We start from the raw sequence: 13,567 nt of genomic DNA on the forward strand, positions 1-13,567 counted from the left end.
AGTGTTGTTTTCCTAGCCGAAGAACGTTGAAGATGCCCCTTAAGACTACGGCCCCGAGGATTCGGGAAACTCTCGACCCTCATCGTCTTCACAGGCAGCGGTGCGTTCCCGGACGTGCTCCGCGTACCCGTTCCTTCCCCGGCTTCCGTCCGCCGGCCCGGCATGCCAAGCTCTGTTCATGACTGATCAGGAGCAAAGCCCCGAAGTACATCGCCCGCAGCACCTGGAGACCGACGTCGTCGTTCTGGGCGCCGGAGCGGTGGGTGAGAACGCGGCCGGACGGGTGGTCCAGGACGGCCTGGAAGCCATCCTCGTGGAGCCTTCGCTCATTGGCGGGGAATGCTCCTACTGGGCCTGCATGCCGTCCAAGGCCCTTCTTCGTCCGGGGACGGCGCTGCGGGCGGCGCGAACCGTTGCCGGCTCCCGTGAGGCGGTGACCGGTCGCCTGGACTCGCAGGCCGTGCTGGACCGGCGCAACAGTTTCACCTCCCACTGGGATGATTCCGGGCAGGAGGAGTGGGTTCGCAACACCGGAATCGGACTGGTTCGCGGGCGCGGACGCCTCACCGGGCCGCGCGAGGTGCGGGTGGATTACGACGACGGCGGTTCCCTCACCATTTCCGCCCGCCGGGCCGTGGTGCTGGCCACGGGCTCGGTTCCAACTCCTCCCCCGCTGCAGGGGCTGGACGGCGTCGACTATTGGGGAACCAGGGAAGCGACCGCGGCGCAGGAGGTGCCCGCCCGGCTGCTCGTGCTCGGCGGCGGAGTCTCGGGCACCGAGCTTTCCCAGGCATGGGCACGCCTGGGCTCGAAGGTGACCCTGGTGGCGCGGCATGAAGTGCTGCAGATGTACCCGGAACCTGCGAGGGAGCTGGTGAAGGCAGGTCTTGCCGCCGACGGCGTGGAGATCCGCACCAACACCCACACCGATTTTGTGCGCCCGGGTGCGGACGGCGGCGTGGAAATGGGTCTGGGCGACGGCACGGTGCTCTCTGCTGACCGGCTGCTGGTCTCCACCGGCAGAACTCCGGCCCTTTCCAACCTGGGTTTGGAGGATTTGGGGCTGGACGCTGTGCGGCTGGACTCTGATGATTCCGGCTTGGTGGACGGAACCGACTGGCTGTATGTGGTTGGCGATGCGGCGGGCAAGGTCCTGCTGACACATCAGGGCAAGTACGAAGCCCGTGCCACCGGGGCTGCCATCGCTGCGCGTGCCCGGGGTGATCTGGCCGCTACCGCTGCTCCGGTACCCTGGAGCCGCGAAGCCTCCACGGCCAACCACTTTGCCGTTCCCCAGGTGGTGTTCACTGATCCGGAACTGGCAATGGTCGGCCGGACGTTGGAGCAGGCGCGGGCCGACGGGATCAATGCCTCGGAGACCGCGCTGGAGATCTCCGTGGCCGGTTCCGCGCTGCATTCGGACGATTACCGGGGCTGGGCGCAGATGGTGGTGGACGAAGATCGAAAGGTCCTGGTCGGCATGACATTTGCCGGACCCGACGTCTCCGAGCTGCTCCACTCCGCAACCATTGCGGTCACGGGCGAGGTCCCGCTGGACCGGTTATGGCACGCGGTCCCGTCTTATCCCACGATCAGCGAAATCTGGCTCCGCCTGCTGGAGAAGTACGGGCTGTAAGCGCAGCCCGCGGGCTGTAGGGGCAGGCGCCGGCTGGAAGCGGCTCCAGCTAGCGGCGCCCTGCCGGGCACTTAAGCGCGGCGGACAATGAAGTCAGTGACGCGTGCGTCCCGGCCGTCGAGCTCCGCCCAGGGCTTGTCCGTCTCCATGACGGTAAGCCCCGAGGTGGGGTACCTCGTTGCCATCTCCATGACGGACTCCTCATCCGACGTCACGGAGGCCAGCCGCATGGCGAGGTCCTGCACGCCGGGAAGGTGGGAAATCACCAGCAGACTGGTCACGGTCTCCGGAACATTGTTGATGATGCTGAGTATTCGGGTGGCCGGCGCGCTGTAGAGCCCGTCTTCGAGTTTGGGCGTGGGTCCCTTGTCCCCGAGCTCCTCACAGATCCAGGTGCAGGTCTGCCGGGTCCTCAGCGCCGACGAGCAGAGGATGAAGTCAGGGATGGAACTGTTCTCCACCATCCAGCGTCCGGCCAGCGGCGCGTCACGGTGGCCCCGTCCGGACAACGGACGCTCGTGGTCGGAAACATCCCGGGGCCAGTCCGCCTTCGCGTGCCGCAGGAGCATCAGCTTTTTAAGGTGGTGGCCGCTCATTGGCCCAGTCTATCGGCGGTGCCGGCTCCGGAAATCCGTCACCGGCACCGCCGCAGCATCAGATGCTGTATTCCGGCGCCGCCCAGACCACAACTTCGGGGTGCTCGTAGAAGCGGTAGCCCTGCCCCCGGACTGTGCGCACTGTGTTCGCGAGACGCCCCAGCTTGGAGCGCAGGCGCCGGATATGGACGTCGATGGTGCGCTCGTTGGGCACTTCCTCGACATTCCTCCACAGCCCGGCGAGCAGCTCCTCGCGGCCCACGGTCCGGGTACCGTTCTCCACCAGGTAATTGAGGAGTTCAAATTCCTTGAATGTCAGGTTCAGCGTGTCCCCGTCCAGGTGCACTTCCCGGCGGGAGAGGTCAATCAGGACACCGGACGGGCGCGGTGCGGCATGTGCCTGCACGGGAGGTGCGGCTTCCGGCCGGGGGCGGCGCTGCGCCGTCGGGTCCCCCAGTGCCTGGCGGACGACGTCGATATCGGCTCCCGCTGCCTCGGCCGGGGCCAGCGCCACGGCCGCATGGCTCTGGGCGCCGGGGCAAAGAGTCTGAATGTAGGCGCGGACCTCTTGGGCGAGCTTCGTCAGTGATGTTCCGTTGGCAGCCGCCGTGTCCTCGTCCAATCCCACGTAGATGACAAAGCCGCGGGCAACGGTGTCGTTGCTGACCGCCTGGGGACCGGGAATGCCGTTGGGTGTGACGACGGGGGTGGGTGCCGTCATCGGCGTCGCGTCGTTGGCCGGCGAAACAGCCTGCAGCGGACGTGCCTGCTGCTGGGAAAACCCTGAAACCCCGTACTGCTGCGGTGCATACCCACCATACTGACGGGGAAATTCCCCCGCTGCGCTGGGCCGAACGGAACCGGCGCGGTTCTGCGCATTGCGCAGTGAGATGTGTACGTACCCTGATGCTACTGACATGTTGCAACCTCATTGTGAGTGACCGTCATCACGGCTCGAATGCTGGGGGTGGGCCCGGTCGAGATGGCGCGGTTTCGCCCGTCATTGGGCCTGAGTGGTGCCTGAGAGATGGGGGTGGGTAACTCAGGCGAGCATTCGACAACAGCGCTGCTTCTCAACGATGCCGTTGAGAAGGACTGCGACAGGTGCTGCCGTGTGGATGTTCACATTACGGATTATTGCATGTAACAAAGGGGGGAGCGCAAGTAATAATGGATCACTTGTCTCACCATGTGGACTGATTGGGGTCCATTGTGACGCACCTCACCCTTTTGGGTGAAACCCGGCAGTGATCCGGGTTGGCTACCAGTCCCGTCAGAGAGCCGTAATCAGCGCGGATCGAGCGCTTGAGGGCATAAAAAACGCACCCGTTCATAAGTGAGCTCATAAACGGGTGCGAGTCAAGCATTCAGCAAGACGTCCACATGGTGGACGTTCCATCTAGCGGTGACAGGGTCCTTTAGTCGACGACGCCGTAGAGTCGGTCGCCGGCATCGCCCAGGCCCGGCACAATATAGGACTTCTCATCCAAGCGCTCGTCGATCGAAGCCAGCACAATGGTGACGTTGGCGTCGGCCAGTTCGGCCTTCAGCACTTCGAGGCCTTCCGGTGCAGCCAGCAGGCAGATGCACGTGATGTCTGCAGCTCCGCGCTGGAACAGGAACTTGATGGCTTCGCGGAGTGTTCCGCCGGTGGCCAGCATGGGGTCCAGGACGAAGACCTGGCGGCCGGTGAGGTCATCGGGCAGACGCTCGGCGTACGTGATCGCTTCGAGGGTTTCCTCGTTGCGCGCCATGCCCAGGAATCCGACCTCTGCCGTGGGGACGAGGCGGGTCATGCCTTCAAGCATTCCCAGGCCGGCCCGAAGGATCGGGACCACCAAGGGAGTGGGCTTGACCAGGCCGGTGCCGACGGCTGACGTGACCGGAGTCTCGATCTGGACGGGCTCAACGCGGACGTTGCGGGTGGCTTCATAAGCCAGGAGGGTGACAAGTTCTTCCGTGAGTAGGCGGAACACCGGTGAAGGGGTGTCCTTATCGCGGAGAACGGTGAGTTTGTGGGCAACTAGGGGGTGATCCACTACAAGTACGCGCATGCTTCAAAAATACCACCCGCGGCGGAACTCCATCCTGTGGAGCATGCGCAGGGCAGCGCCCCGGGGCGCACTGCAGGACAGGCGCCAAACTGCGGGAAGATGGAATCATGATGCCCCCCACGCAGCAGCACGAGTCCTGGATGGACCTTGCCCTCACCGAGGCGCGCGGCGCCCTGGCGACGCAGGACGTGCCCATCGGCGCCGTCGTCGTTGGCCCCGACGGAACCGTCATTGGTACCGGACGCAATGAACGTGAGGCCACCGGGGATCCGACCGCACATGCCGAAGTGGTGGCCATCCGGCAGGCGGCAGCTGCGGTTGGTGAGTGGCGGCTGGAGGGCTGCACCCTGGTGGTCACGCTGGAGCCGTGCGCCATGTGCGCCGGGGCGATTGTCCTGGCGCGGATTCCCAAGGTGGTGTTTGGTGCCTGGGATGAAAAAGCGGGCGCGTCCGGATCGGTTTTCGACATTCTCCGCGAACGCCGGCTGAACCACTGGGTGGAGGTCTTTCCGGAGGTCCGCGAAGCGGAGTGCGCCCGGTTGCTCACCGACTTTTTCGGCTCTCGGCGATCAGGCTGACAGTCGCGAGTTTCGTACGTAGGCTTACTACCTCAGAACCCGACACCCGAAGGAGTTCAATTGTGAGTTCAGATCAGGACGGACTGAATACAGTCGTCAAAATCCTCGAGCACGCCGACATTGCACAGGTGACCACTCAGGACCTCAGCGGCAAGCTGGTCAGCCGGCCGCTTCAGCTGCAGGAAACGGATTCCGACGGGAACCTCTGGTTCTTCACCCAGGACCCCTCCCCCAAGGCGGATGAGATCCGGGCCAATCCGAATGTGAATGTTTCGGTGCATGATTCCAAGGGCTACCTCTCCATCAGCGGCACGGCCTCCATCACCAAAGACGAAGGCAAGATCGAGGAACTCTGGAAGTCCTCGGTCAGCGCCTGGTTTGACGAAGGCCGGGACGATCCTTCCATTGCCCTGATCAAGGTGAATTCGGACACCGCTGAATACTGGGCGACGGATGAGCCTCGTGTGGCCACCATGTTTAAGATCGCCAAGAGCGCCGTCACCGGGGATACCCCCAACATCGGCAAGAACGACGTCGTCGACCTCTAGTTTCGGTAGCCGCCCGGCACAGCGCAGCCAGCCGTTTTGGGGCATCGGCCCTTTACCCGGTAAGGTTGACGCGATGGTGACGTGTCCGAGCGGCCGAAGGTGCAACACTCGAAATGTTGTTTGGTGAAAGCCAACGTGGGTTCAAATCCCACCGTCACCGCCAAATGAGAAAGACCCCGCTTTCCTTGTAAAAGGAAGCGGGGTCTTTTGTTTTGCTGACGACCTTATTGGCTAACTGGCCGAATCGGTATCCGGGGTCTGCGGACGGTGGCCGGCGGCTGCCGCCCGAGTGTCGCCGTCGTCGTGCCCGTCCTTTTTCTTGCCGAACGGCAGAACCTTCATCAGGGGGTGCAGGACAGCCATGACAACCAGGCCCCAGGCCAATCCGATGACGGCCGAGCACAGCGTGTTCACGAGCCAGCCCAGGAAACCGCCGACAACGGCGATGCCGGCCATGGGATGCTCCAGGGCATGGACCAGGTCATACGGCGCATCCCAGCCCAGGTCATGGACGCCCACCAGCATGATGTGGCCGCCCACCCACAGCATGGCGATCGTCCCGATGAAGGTGATGGCAGCCAGCACGGCCGGCATGCCCCTCACAAGCAGCGCACCGAACCGCTGGGAGCCGGCTGAGTCCTTCCGCGTCAGATGCAGGCCGATGTCGTCCATTTTGACGATCAGCGCAACGGCGCCGTAAACGAGCACGGTGATCAAGATGGCCACAATTACGAGGATGGCCGCCCGCACCCAGATGGACGCGTCACCCACCTCGTTCATGGAGATGACCATGATCTCGCAGGACAGGATGAAGTCGGTGGTGATGGCACCCTTGACCACCTTGGACTCCGCTCCGGGTCCCCGCTCCACCGCGGGCGCCTCTGCCGCCTCATGGTGCCCGAAGAACTTGTGCCAGACCTTCTCGGCGCCCTCGTAACAGAGGTAGGTGCCGCCCAGCATAAGGATGAACGGGATGACGACGGGAATGAAGGCGCTGATCAGCAGCAGTGCCGGCAGGATGAACAGCAGCTTGTTCCGCAGCGATCCCCAGAAGATGCGCTTGATCATCGGCAGTTCGCGGGACGGGTCTGCGCCGGAGACATACTGGGGTGTCACTGCGGCATCGTCAATGACGACGCCGGCGGCCTTGGCTCCTGCTTTAGCGGCACCGGCGGCGATATCGTCCACAGAGGCTGCGGCGATGCGTGCCAGGGCAGCGACGTCGTCAAGCAGGGCAACGAGACCGCCGCTCAACGAACAGCTCCGTGCTGCACCAGGGTCGTCGGGGCGTGGAAACCTCGGGAGATATATGTGAATGACATATCGAAATTATAGTTGGGAAGGTTACTGTTTCGTGATCACGGCTTTGTGATCCAGCCTTTGTGCGAGCAGCGCCTGCAGTCCTTGTTACAACCGGACGTACGCCCAGCCTTCCCACTGCCGGCGGGCCAGATGAGCCACTGCGGCATCCACCGTTTCCACGCCCCGGTGCAGCTCATCCTTCTGCACTCCTGCACGGGTCATGCTGTTCTCGCACGCCAGGACGTGAATGTCTGCCGAAAGTGCGCCGTCGAGGGCGCTCTGATCCCCAATGCCCGCGCGCAGGAGCCGGACCCCCAACCCTTGCACCACCACTTCAACCGCCCGCTCCGGGCCCAGCGCACGCCGCGCATTTCCCGCGCTTCGCAGCAGGCCGGCCAGCCAGGTTCCGCTGTCGGGGCCGAACCCATGGATCACCAGCCCCGGCTGCACAGGGTTGTCCCGGGCTTCGTTCGTTTGAGCCGCCGGTCCCTGCTGAGTGCGTGCGGCGTCTGCGTCTGCATGTTCCATTCACCCAGTGTCCCCCTGCCCGCCGGAGGGGAACAGCGTTCGGCGGCCGGCGTCGTCGTCGAACCGGGTACCGGCGTCAGTCCACGAAATGTGTCTTGGGTTCCTTCTCTCCCACGGAGGCGACGACGGCGGCGGCAACGTCGCGCAGCTTCAGGTTGCGTGCGCTCGAGGCGGCTTTGAGGATGGTGACGGCTGCGTCCTGGCTGCACCGGTTCTGGGCCATGATAATTCCTGCGGCCAGGTCGATGGTGGTGCGTGATCCCATCGCGGCCCTGAGGTTTTCCCTGCTTTCGGCCAGTTGCGCGATGCGCACGGCGAGGCGCAGCGATGTGGACGCACTGCGGGCAAATTCCTCTGCTTCGCGGACCATTTCGTCCGTGAAGGCGTCCACTTCCCGCGCGTACACGTTCAGGCCGCACTGCGCCTGACCGTCCAGCGGAATGGGAACGCCCAGGATCGACCGCAGTCCAAAGCCGGCAATCGCCTCGGCATAATCCGTCCACCGCGGATCTTCGATGATGTTCCGGACCAGAACGGTTTTGTTGGTACGTGCCGCTTCCAGGCAGGGGCCGGTTCCGAACTTGTACTGGACTTCGTCCATGCGGCGCGAATCCTCGGTGTCGCTGGCCACCGTAACGGCGCTGCCCGGGCGCAGCAGGGTCACGCCGCAAAAGAGCTCCCGTCCCGCAGGAGCCAGCGTATCCACGGTGAGGCGGGTGAGGTCCTCGAGGAAGCTCTCCACATCAGTGGTTTCCAGAACCATGTCCTGCAGGAGACCGGCATAGTCCCTGCGGTAGGTGTTCTCGGACAGCACTGCTTCGGACACAAACTCGTCGAGATCATTTGGGAGCTGGGCAGAATCGTTGTCGCTGGACATATCACCGGTTTTTTGGGTTGTAGGAATGGCCCTGAGGGTGGGCTGCCGTCCGCGCGGGGACGTTCAGTTTCTCTTTCCATTACAGCATCGATTGTTATCCCGCACCGGTCGGCCCTTCAGCATCCCAAGGGCTCCGCCCGCGGCCGTTAGGAGCCCCAGAAGACCTTGACGGCGTCGGACACCGCAGCCCCCTGCTCCCGGCCGGCCACAGCGGACGGGCGGCGTGTGGACTGCAGCAGAACATTGGATCCGAAGGCGGCCCGGCTGGCGTCATCGGCCTCGATCAGATAAGTGTCGGAACCGGCTTTCAGGGTTTCCAGTGCCTGGGGCAGGGTGGGGCCGAAGGGGCTGTCCGGGGCCTCCGGTGCACAGGACAGGATGAGGACTTTGTCGTACCCCGCCGCCAGATCGGCGTTCGACGCCGAGCGCATCCCGCCGTCCATGTAGGGAATGCCGTGGATCCGCACCGGCGGCCAGGCTCCGGGAACGCTGCAGCTCGCGGCAACGGCCAGAGCCAGTTCGGCCCCGGAACCGGCGTCGAAAACCGTGAACTCGCCGTCGTCGGCATTTACGGCGGTCACTTTCAGCAGCGCGGGCGGCCAGGACCGGGCGGGAAGCAGCGAACGGATGGTGTTCACCCAGGCAGTATCGGAAAGTCCCTCGCCGGCCGCGAGCGCCGCCTGGCCAATCCGGGCCCGGGCTTCCTGCTCACCACCGGGGCCGCTGGCAGCCGCGGCCATCATGTTCATGAACTGCTCGGTGCTGAAATGCGTCAGTTCGCCCTGCTCCATGGTGCTCTCCGCAGGATCATCTTCATGCAGCTGCGCCGCCAGCACCTGGCGCAGGACGCCTAACCGCAGGGCCGTCCCGACGACGGAGCCGGCGGACGTGCCGACCACCAGGTCTGCGTCGTTCAGCTCAACGCCATGTTCCAGCAAAGTGGCGAGGACTCCGATCTCCCAGGCGATGCCCGCCACTCCTCCGCCGCCCAGGACCACTGCACGCGTTCCGTTTCTGTTTGTCATGCGGGAAGTCTAGACCGCAGCAGTGTGAGCGCGCCCACAACTTTTTCGATGTTCTTCCACTTGCTATTCAATGGAGTTATGGCACTGCGAGTATTGATGGTTGGCCGGAAGCATGAGGACTGGGTGGTGGATGGCATCCACCGCTATGAAAAGCGGCTGAAAAAGCCCTTTGACCTGACCTGGGTCTCCATTCCGCATTCTGCACGCGAGGGTGATTCCGCGCGCAAGGAGGAATCCGAACGGCTGCTGGCCAAGGTGGGCAGCGATTACGTCATTTTGCTGGACGAACGGGGCAAAGCCATCACCTCACCCGCCCTCGCCAAGACTCTGCAAAAGCCCCTGGATAATTCCCGCAACGTCACGCTGATCATCGGCGGTGCGTACGGCGTGGATCAGAGCGTGCACGACCGCGCCGACTTCATCTGGTCCCTCTCCCCCCTGGTATTCCCCCACCAGCTGGTGCGGCTGATCCTTGCCGAACAGGTGTACCGGGCACAGGAAATCGCCGGCGGACGCCCGTACCACCACGAATAGTCTTCCCTCCGCCGCACCACCCTGGCTCCGGCAGACCAACTGCCCGGGCAACCCTGAACACAGCTTTCTCCCTCCGCTGCCCGCCGCTGAAAGGCTTTTCCATGCGCCATCCCCGTCCTTCCCGTTCCCTGGCTTCCGCGGGAGCTGCCGCCGCCGCAACCGCCCTCCTGATGGCTGCGGGCATTGGTGGCGCGTCGGCGCACGTCCATGTCTCCCCTGAGTCCGCCGACGCCGGAGCCAGCACGCTGCTCACGTTCGAGACGTCCCACGGATGCTCGGGCTCGCCGACGACGGCGATCACGGTCACCCTCCCCGAGCAGGTCACCGATGCCGTTCCCACCGCCCATCCCGGCTGGAGCATCAGCAAGGTCACCGAGGAGTTCAAGGAACCGCGGGTTCTGGAGAACGGCACCTCCATCGGGTCGCGGACGAGCCAGGTTGTCTTCACAGCTGACAGTCCGCTGCCCGACGGTATCCGTGACACGTTCCAGCTCAGTGTCCGGATTCCCGACGGGTCCGGGGATCCCCTGGCGTTCCCGGTACTGCAGTCCTGTGTGGAAGGCCAGACTGACTGGTCCCAGGTTGCCGGTGACGGCCAGTCCGCGGAGGATCTGAAGTTCCCGGCCCCGGTGGTTGCGGTAAGCACTGCGCCCAACGCGTCCGACGACGGCGGAAACGGCGGCGCTCATGGCGGCAGCGGTGATGGCGCCGGCAATGGTGCGGCGGGGGACGGCGCTGATGAACAGGGCACCGCTGACGATGACCCCGTTGATGAGGATGATGTGGAAGCAGCAGCCGTTGCCGGTTATGCGGGCCTCGGTGCAGGCATTCTGGGATTGGTTCTCGGAGCTGCCGCCCTTTACCGAACCCGGAAAGCGTAACGTTTGCGGCGTCATTATTCTGCCACCTGCGGTGCGTAATTGACGATGCACCGCAGGTAAGTGGAAAGTGACCCTATGAATAACCGGTCATGGAAAAAATCATCGTTGCGAAACGCCTCGCCCTCGGACAATAGCAAGCTGTCGCGGAATAGCCCGGCACCGCGGAAAAATGTATCGGGGCGAACCATACCGTCGTGGAAGAACATGACACTTTCCGCCGTTGCCCTTGGCACTGTGCTGGCAGTCGGCGGCTGCGGATCCAGCGGCGGAGAGGACTCGGCACCGTCGGCAGCGCCGTCGTCGTCGTCCTCCGTTTCCGCTTCCGCCTCCGGCTCCCCTTCTGCATCCCCGGAGACCACCCCGAGCCTGGAACCTTCCGCAAGCGAATCCGGGATGACATCTCCGAGCTCCGCCCTTCCCGAGGCAACTCCCCCGGCCGGGGGCGTTTCAGGTGAGCCTGTCGCCTGTGCCGCTTCAGGATTGGCGGGCGAAGTTGAAGAGACCCAGGGCGGAGGCGCTGCCGGCAGTGTCTACCGCACCCTGGTGCTGACCAACGTCTCGCCGGACGCCTGCACCGCCGCCGCCGGTTTCCCCGGAGTCTCCTACGTTGACGGCTCAGGAGAACAGATCGGAGCAGCAGCTGTTCGCTCGGGCGAGGGACCAGCGGCCGGCACATCCTTTGTTCTGGAGCCCGGCCAGTCAATGGTGGCCGAATTGAAGGAAACCCGCGCCGAAAACTATGGCGCCGAATGCGAATCGCATCAGGCGACCCAGCTGATGGTTTACCCGCCGGAAGATCTTGAGTCGCTGACGATCGAGCACCCGATCCTCGCCTGCGAAAACCCGAATGTGGAATTGTTGACCATCAGCACCCTGCAGAAGCGGTAGGGTCCCGAGCCGGGTGGGGCCGGTGGCTTGTAGACGGTTGCCGAGTGGCGCGTGCCGACTGCCGCGGTAGCCGGTTGCCGGCTGCCAAGCGCCGGTAGTCGGACAGCCGGTTGCCAAGCGCCGGTAGTCGGACAGCCGGTTGCCGAGCGGCAGACATCCAGGCGGCGTGGGTCGCCACGGGCAGCACTGACAAGCGGGCCGCAGACAGCCAGGTGCGCGGGTCGCAGGATGGCGCGGGCAAGTTGCCCTCCACAGGACAGCGTGCGTGGAATCTTATGCACAATAAAGATTCTTTTTCTGTTCGGACTTCTGTTTTTCGGAAGAATCGTCATATGGAGACGATTCTTGCTGCGGAGATGCCCGGCAGTCCGGGCGATCCTGTCGCGCACCCCGGACCCATTGAGTTTCTGCAGCTAACAGTTGATTGTGCAGACACGATGGACATCCTGCGCGAGGGTTCCGTCCGTGCCGCTGCTCTCATGAGCACGGGTCAGGCGGTTCACCTTGCCGCTCAGGTGGAGGCCCTGTCTCGAACGGTGGAGTATCTGCAAATTGTCTGCGCGGGGGCACTGGAGAACCATCGTGTAGCTGGAGTTTTTGGCTCGGCTCCATCCGTGCTGTCTGAAATTTCCGCTGGCGCCCCTGACCCGTCGGGCATGCCTGATACTCCCGATGCGCGTGATTCGCCTGCGCAGCACGCATCCGCAAAGGTACACGCCGAGTTCCGGACAACAGCGGACTACATGCGCTGCCGGCTTCGCATCAGCCGGGGCGAAGCGCACCGGCGGTTGAAACTGGCCTCCGTTCTCCTGCCGGCAGTCAGCACCTCCGGGGAACATCTCACCCCGGCCCTCCCCGTTCTCGCAGACAGCGCTGCGGCTGGAGAGATCTCCTCTCACGCTGCCGCCATCGTTGCCGACGCCATAGATCAGGTCCGCCACCGCACCGACGCCGGTACAGCATCTGCAATGGAAACGGATCTTTCCTCCATTGCCCGACTGCAGGACCAAGACTTCCTTGTCCGCACGGCCCGCCGCTGGGTGCTCATTACCGATCAGGACGGTGCGGAACCCTCGGAGGAGGAGCTGCGGCGCTTTCAAGGAATCTTCTCCGGACGGAAGCGGAACGGCCTGAATCATCTCAATATCTTTTGCACTGCCGAACAGCACGAGACGCTCCTGACGGTGATGAACGCTGCCGCCGGCCCAACAAGCGGCGTGGGGACAACTGACGGCGCCCATGCGGCACCGGGCTCTGCGCAGCGTTCCGACGGGAAGTTGCCTGAAGCAGAGGTTGCATCCCGGTTGGATCGTCGCACGCGCCCACAACGTTTGCTGGGTGGGCTGGTAGATGCTGCGAAGGCTGCATTGGCTCAGGGTGGCATTCCTGCATCCGGCGGATTGCGTCCCCAAGTCCTGGTGACCATAGATGCCCCCTCCCTCCTAAAGGAATTCGACTACGGATCCCTGGTCAAAGGCTTGGACTCCGGGCAAGCTCCTTCCCCGGACCAGGGCCCGACGAGAAGTCCCGACTCCGTCATGCCCGGTTCATACGCATTCACGGGGCCGGTGCCGGCAGCAACGGTGCGGAAACTCGCCTGCGAGGCGGACATGCTGCCCGTCGTCCTTTCAGGGGAAGGCCGAATACTGGACATTGGCCGGGCGCAGCGTCTGTTTCCTCCTCATCTTAGGAAGGCGCTGCACGCACGAGACGGAGGATGTGCCTTTCCCGGCTGTACGATTCCTGGTCCTTGGACCGAAGCCCATCACATTCAACACTGGAGCCGAGGCGGACCAACGGCCACGGATAACGGCGTCCTCCTGTGCTCGCACCATCACCATGAAGTGCATAAGGAAAACTGGCGAATCAGCATGAGGTCGGGTGTCCCGTGGTTCGTGCCACCCGCCTACGTCGATCCGGAGCGGGTGCCTCTGCGCAACACGTACTTTCGACGGTTTTCAGGTCCAGGGCAGGAGACCGCATTGCATCCGCACCAAGACATAGAGAGCCAAGATATAGAGCAGCCCACCGGGTAGAGCACGAGTCAGAGACCTGGGCAGAAGACAGGGCAGAGCGCTGGGCGGAACACTACGCAATTCGCTGGGCAGAGCGCTGGGCGG

Annotated in this window: 15 protein-coding genes and 1 tRNA gene; 8 read left to right on the forward strand and 8 right to left on the reverse strand. The window is 63.9% G+C overall.

Translation table 11 applies throughout. The features are described 5' to 3' along the window. Positions 1–178 precede the first annotated feature (178 nt). The gene (locus AC4D2Q_RS15820) at positions 179–1,636 is read left to right on the forward strand and encodes a dihydrolipoyl dehydrogenase family protein (protein WP_490947413.1); all 1,458 of its coding nucleotides are present in this window, start codon (positions 179–181) and stop codon (positions 1,634–1,636) included. A 71-nt stretch (positions 1,637–1,707) separates the two neighbouring features. On the opposite strand, the gene AC4D2Q_RS15825 is transcribed toward AC4D2Q_RS15820, so the two are convergent. From AC4D2Q_RS15825 to upp, 3 genes are all read right to left on the reverse strand, one after another. After that, positions 1,708–2,232, reverse strand: a complete 525-nt coding sequence (locus tag AC4D2Q_RS15825) for a SixA phosphatase family protein (protein WP_490947414.1) — start codon at positions 2,230–2,232, stop codon at positions 1,708–1,710. 58 nt (positions 2,233–2,290) lie between these two features. Then, positions 2,291–3,151: a winged helix-turn-helix domain-containing protein gene (locus tag AC4D2Q_RS15830; RefSeq protein ID WP_490947415.1), complete on the reverse strand. Its 861-nt coding sequence runs from the start codon at positions 3,149–3,151 to the stop codon at positions 2,291–2,293. A gap of 499 nt (positions 3,152–3,650) precedes the next feature. Beyond that, on the reverse strand, positions 3,651–4,286 hold the full coding sequence (upp, locus tag AC4D2Q_RS15835) for a uracil phosphoribosyltransferase (protein ID WP_490927932.1): 636 nt from the start codon (positions 4,284–4,286) through the stop codon (positions 3,651–3,653). 107 nt (positions 4,287–4,393) lie between these two features. Here upp and tadA point away from each other — a divergent pair, with 107 nt between their 5' ends. The 3 genes from tadA (at position 4,394) to AC4D2Q_RS15850 (ending at position 5,575) form a co-directional block, all read left to right on the forward strand. Beyond that, positions 4,394–4,864, forward strand: coding sequence for a tRNA adenosine(34) deaminase TadA (gene tadA / locus AC4D2Q_RS15840; protein WP_490947416.1), 471 nt, complete (start codon positions 4,394–4,396; stop codon positions 4,862–4,864). 62 nt (positions 4,865–4,926) lie between these two features. Next, a complete protein-coding gene (locus AC4D2Q_RS15845; RefSeq protein WP_490947417.1) occupies positions 4,927–5,412 on the forward strand; it encodes a pyridoxamine 5'-phosphate oxidase family protein in 486 nt (161 codons plus the stop codon). A 75-nt stretch (positions 5,413–5,487) separates the two neighbouring features. Next, positions 5,488–5,575: transfer RNA gene (locus tag AC4D2Q_RS15850), tRNA-Ser, on the forward strand. Between the two features lie 68 nt (positions 5,576–5,643). Here AC4D2Q_RS15850 and AC4D2Q_RS15855 read toward each other — a convergent pair. From AC4D2Q_RS15855 to AC4D2Q_RS15870, 4 genes are all read right to left on the reverse strand, one after another. Further along, positions 5,644–6,666, reverse strand: a complete 1,023-nt coding sequence (locus tag AC4D2Q_RS15855) for a DUF808 domain-containing protein (RefSeq protein WP_490947418.1) — start codon at positions 6,664–6,666, stop codon at positions 5,644–5,646. Positions 6,667–6,819: 153 nt separating this feature from the next. Then, positions 6,820–7,242, reverse strand: a complete 423-nt coding sequence (locus AC4D2Q_RS15860; RefSeq protein WP_490947419.1) for a DsrE family protein — start codon at positions 7,240–7,242, stop codon at positions 6,820–6,822. 76 nt (positions 7,243–7,318) lie between these two features. After that, the gene (locus tag AC4D2Q_RS15865; RefSeq protein ID WP_490947420.1) at positions 7,319–8,119 is read right to left on the reverse strand and encodes a GAF and ANTAR domain-containing protein; all 801 of its coding nucleotides are present in this window, start codon (positions 8,117–8,119) and stop codon (positions 7,319–7,321) included. Positions 8,120–8,265: 146 nt separating this feature from the next. Continuing rightward, on the reverse strand, positions 8,266–9,144 hold the full coding sequence (locus AC4D2Q_RS15870) for a patatin-like phospholipase family protein (RefSeq protein WP_490947421.1): 879 nt from the start codon (positions 9,142–9,144) through the stop codon (positions 8,266–8,268). A 78-nt stretch (positions 9,145–9,222) separates the two neighbouring features. Between AC4D2Q_RS15870 and AC4D2Q_RS15875 the strand changes: the two genes are divergently transcribed. Beyond that, complete coding sequence (locus tag AC4D2Q_RS15875) at positions 9,223–9,678, forward strand: 23S rRNA (pseudouridine(1915)-N(3))-methyltransferase RlmH (protein ID WP_490927939.1); 456 nt, start codon at positions 9,223–9,225, stop codon at positions 9,676–9,678. Between the two features lie 101 nt (positions 9,679–9,779). Beyond that, positions 9,780–10,559, forward strand: a complete 780-nt coding sequence (locus AC4D2Q_RS15880; protein WP_490947422.1) for a YcnI family protein — start codon at positions 9,780–9,782, stop codon at positions 10,557–10,559. A gap of 14 nt (positions 10,560–10,573) precedes the next feature. Here the strand turns inward: AC4D2Q_RS15880 and AC4D2Q_RS15885 are convergent, their stop codons facing one another. Then, complete coding sequence (locus AC4D2Q_RS15885) at positions 10,574–10,765, reverse strand: hypothetical protein (protein WP_490947423.1); 192 nt, start codon at positions 10,763–10,765, stop codon at positions 10,574–10,576. Here AC4D2Q_RS15885 and AC4D2Q_RS15890 point away from each other — a divergent pair. Then, on the forward strand, positions 10,764–11,447 hold the full coding sequence (locus AC4D2Q_RS15890; protein ID WP_490947424.1) for a DUF4232 domain-containing protein: 684 nt from the start codon (positions 10,764–10,766) through the stop codon (positions 11,445–11,447). The genes AC4D2Q_RS15885 and AC4D2Q_RS15890 overlap by 2 nt on opposite strands. Positions 11,448–11,779: 332 nt before the next feature. After that, positions 11,780–13,483, forward strand: a complete 1,704-nt coding sequence (locus AC4D2Q_RS15895; RefSeq protein WP_490947425.1) for an HNH endonuclease signature motif containing protein — start codon at positions 11,780–11,782, stop codon at positions 13,481–13,483. Positions 13,484–13,567: the final 84 nt, after the last annotated feature.

The sequence above is a fragment of the Arthrobacter sp. TJ-178 genome, assembly GCF_058269275.1.

Bases quoted from the DNA above. Each gene is read 5' to 3' on its own strand.
- AC4D2Q_RS15820 (WP_490947413.1), top strand. From the start codon at position 179: ATGACTGATCAGGAGCAAAGCCCCGAAGTACATCGCCCGCAGCACCTG.
- AC4D2Q_RS15825 (WP_490947414.1), bottom strand. From the start codon at position 2,232: ATGAGCGGCCACCACCTTAAAAAGCTGATGCTCCTGCGGCACGCGAAG.
- AC4D2Q_RS15830 (WP_490947415.1), bottom strand. From the start codon at position 3,151: ATGTCAGTAGCATCAGGGTACGTACACATCTCACTGCGCAATGCGCAG.
- upp (WP_490927932.1), bottom strand. From the start codon at position 4,286: ATGCGCGTACTTGTAGTGGATCACCCCCTAGTTGCCCACAAACTCACC.
- tadA (WP_490947416.1), top strand. From the start codon at position 4,394: ATGATGCCCCCCACGCAGCAGCACGAGTCCTGGATGGACCTTGCCCTC.
- AC4D2Q_RS15860 (WP_490947419.1), bottom strand. From the start codon at position 7,242: ATGGAACATGCAGACGCAGACGCCGCACGCACTCAGCAGGGACCGGCG.
- AC4D2Q_RS15865 (WP_490947420.1), bottom strand. From the start codon at position 8,119: ATGTCCAGCGACAACGATTCTGCCCAGCTCCCAAATGATCTCGACGAG.
- AC4D2Q_RS15870 (WP_490947421.1), bottom strand. From the start codon at position 9,144: ATGACAAACAGAAACGGAACGCGTGCAGTGGTCCTGGGCGGCGGAGGA.
- AC4D2Q_RS15875 (WP_490927939.1), top strand. From the start codon at position 9,223: ATGGCACTGCGAGTATTGATGGTTGGCCGGAAGCATGAGGACTGGGTG.
- AC4D2Q_RS15880 (WP_490947422.1), top strand. From the start codon at position 9,780: ATGCGCCATCCCCGTCCTTCCCGTTCCCTGGCTTCCGCGGGAGCTGCC.
- AC4D2Q_RS15890 (WP_490947424.1), top strand. From the start codon at position 10,764: ATGACACTTTCCGCCGTTGCCCTTGGCACTGTGCTGGCAGTCGGCGGC.
- AC4D2Q_RS15885 (WP_490947423.1), bottom strand. From the start codon at position 10,765: ATGTTCTTCCACGACGGTATGGTTCGCCCCGATACATTTTTCCGCGGT.
- AC4D2Q_RS15895 (WP_490947425.1), top strand. From the start codon at position 11,780: ATGGAGACGATTCTTGCTGCGGAGATGCCCGGCAGTCCGGGCGATCCT.